Origin of the sequence: Clostridium sp. (assembly GCF_051656525.1) — a bacterium.
GTDB lineage: Bacteria > Bacillota > Clostridia > Clostridiales > Clostridiaceae > Clostridium.
In genome coordinates, this window is sequence record NZ_JBOGCC010000213.1 from 1 (window position 1) to 2,415 (window position 2,415).

Consider the following 2,415-nt stretch of genomic DNA (forward strand, 5'->3'; position numbering starts at 1 on the left):
ATAGAAAATTTTATACCGTTATTTAGGCATTATATAGGGGAAGTCTATGAAGAATTGCCCAATCAGCATGGAATATTTTCGTATGATGGCAGTAGGACATTACAAGAGATGACAACTAAACGTAGAAGGTTGTTAGACAGTATACGGTAAACCATAGGTACATTCTCTAGATACTCTATTTATGAGATAATGATCTTACTAAGTTAGTACTTGAAAGACTTTAAAAAGTTTCATTTTGAACTTTTCATAGTTTTTCAAGCTACTTTAAAAACTATGAAGGAGGTACTTTATGAGTATTAAAGAATCCACTCATGAGTATAGATTATCTCAATGGCTTCCTATTATTAAAGAGTGCCGTAATAGTGGCATGCATGTTAAAACATGGTGCCAGAAAAATGATATAGATCCACAAAGGTTTTATTATTGGCAGAGAAAAATACGAGCCGCTGCATTAAACACTCTTCCAACTACAACATCACAGCCTTCTTTTGTTGAGCTTACTGTTCCAGTTGAGAAAACAGTTATTTCACAATCAACTACTTTTGTTCCAACAATGATACTTAAAGTAGGAGCTATTTCGCTGGAGTTATCAGAAGATGTGAAGCCTGAATTATTAGCTTCTGTTTTGAAGGTGATCACAGATGCTTAATGATGCAACAGGTTTTGATAAAATTTATATTGCACCTGGATACACCGATTTACGTCGTGGTATTGATGGACTTGTAGGCATTATCGAGAAAGAGTTCAACCTTAATCCTTTTCAAAATGCACTTTTCCTTTTTTGTGGTAAACGTACAGATCGTATAAAAGCAATTATCTGGGAAGGGGATGGATTTATCCTTTTATATAAAAGATTAGAGAGTGGTCGCTATCAATGGCCGCGTAATGAATCTGAAATCAAAGATATCTCCCCTGGGCAATTCAGATGGTTAATGGAAGGGTTAGCAATAGATCAGCCCAAAGCTGTTAAAAAAATCTATCCTAAACAATCATTTTAACACGATAATCTGTTGATAAGTTACGACTCTAGCTCCACGCCTATCAAAGGTTTTCCACATATTTAAGAAAATCCTATTTTCCTGTATACTTCAAGAAAAATGTATGATAATGTTGAGTTATGAATAATCAATTTACAGAATCTCAGCTCACCAAATTCACTAAAAAAGACATTGTTATGATGTATATCTCATTACAGCAGTTGACTGAATCTCTGACAGTCCAATGCAAAATGCAAGAAAAACAGCTTAATGAGCTGAATCAGAAGATGGACTTATTAATCGAACAAATGGCTATTTCGAAACAACAACGCTTTGGACGTTCCACAGAAAAGATTGACTGGGAAGGTCAGTTTCAGATGCTTTTTAATGAAGCCGAAGTCATTATTGTAGATAAATATGTTATTGAACCACCTCTAGAAGAAGTATGCGTAGAGCTAGAAGATGCTGAAACAACTACTAAACGTAAACCTAAACAAAAAGGTAAACGCGATGCCGATCTTAAAGGACTTCCAGTAAAGGTGATTGAACACGCTCTTTCAGAAGAAGAACTTCATCAGACGTTTGGAGCGTCTTGGCGTCGTTTACCAGATGAAGTGTATAAACGTCTTGCTTTTCAACCAGCAACATTTGAAGTGGAAGAACATCATGTAGCTGTATACTGTGGCAATGATGGTGAAACTATTATAAAAGCTCCTAGGCCAACAAGTCTCTTGCGTAATAGTATTGTGACACCATCTCTTGAAGCTGCTATTTTAAATGGAAAGTATGTCAATGCTGTTCCTTTATATCGTATGGAACAAGAATTCAAAAGAAATGGGATTAATCTAGGACGCCAAGTCATGGCTAACTGGACTATTCGCTGTGCAGAAAGATACCTTTCGTTAGTGTATGATCGCATGCATAAAGAACTTTTAAAATGTAGTGTCTGTCAGGCTGATGAAACCACAGTAGAAGTTTCAAAGGATGGTAGACAAGCTGGATCTAAAAGTTATATGTGGGTATATCGTACAGGTAAAATGTATGAGGAAAGTCCCATCGTACTCTATAACTATCAGAAAACAAGAAATGCTACTCATCCAGAAGAATTTTTAAAAGGATATGAGGGGACACTTGTTACCGATGGGTATGCTGCGTATCATGCGATGGAGAAAAAAGTCCCTGAAATCAAAGTTGCAGGATGTTGGAGCCATGCTAGACGTCCATTTGCAACAGTGGTTAAAACACTGGGTAAGGAAAAGGCCAAAGGTACCATTGCTTATGATGCTCTTAGGCAAATCGCAGCTATTTTTAAACTTGAGAAAGAACTTAGTAAGCTTTCACCAGAGGAACGTCTAAATGAACGCCAACTGACGATCCAACCTCTAGTAGAGGCCTTCTTTGTATGGATTAAATCTAAAAAAGATGATATCTTACCACA

Annotated in this window: 3 protein-coding genes; all 3 read left to right on the forward strand. The window is 36.5% G+C overall.

Annotated elements, in window-relative coordinates:
• Positions 1-289 precede the first annotated feature (289 nt).
• The gene (gene tnpA, locus ACRDDY_RS10450; protein ID WP_438564893.1) at positions 290-649 is read left to right on the forward strand and encodes an IS66 family insertion sequence element accessory protein TnpA; all 360 of its coding nucleotides are present in this window, start codon (positions 290-292) and stop codon (positions 647-649) included.
• Positions 642-998: an IS66 family insertion sequence element accessory protein TnpB gene (gene tnpB / locus ACRDDY_RS10455; RefSeq protein ID WP_438564894.1), complete on the forward strand. Its 357-nt coding sequence runs from the start codon at positions 642-644 to the stop codon at positions 996-998. The genes tnpA and tnpB overlap by 8 nt, the downstream gene beginning before the upstream one ends.
• 119 nt (positions 999-1,117) lie before the next feature.
• Positions 1,118-2,415, forward strand: a 1,298-nt coding sequence (tnpC, locus tag ACRDDY_RS10460; RefSeq protein WP_438564895.1) for an IS66 family transposase, incomplete at its 3' end; no start/stop codon positions are given.

What these genes read in the sequence shown, in the direction of transcription:
- tnpA (WP_438564893.1), top strand. Translation starts at nt 290, where the DNA reads ATGAGTATTAAAGAATCCACTCATGAGTATAGATTATCTCAATGGCTT.
- tnpB (WP_438564894.1), top strand. Translation starts at nt 642, where the DNA reads ATGCTTAATGATGCAACAGGTTTTGATAAAATTTATATTGCACCTGGA.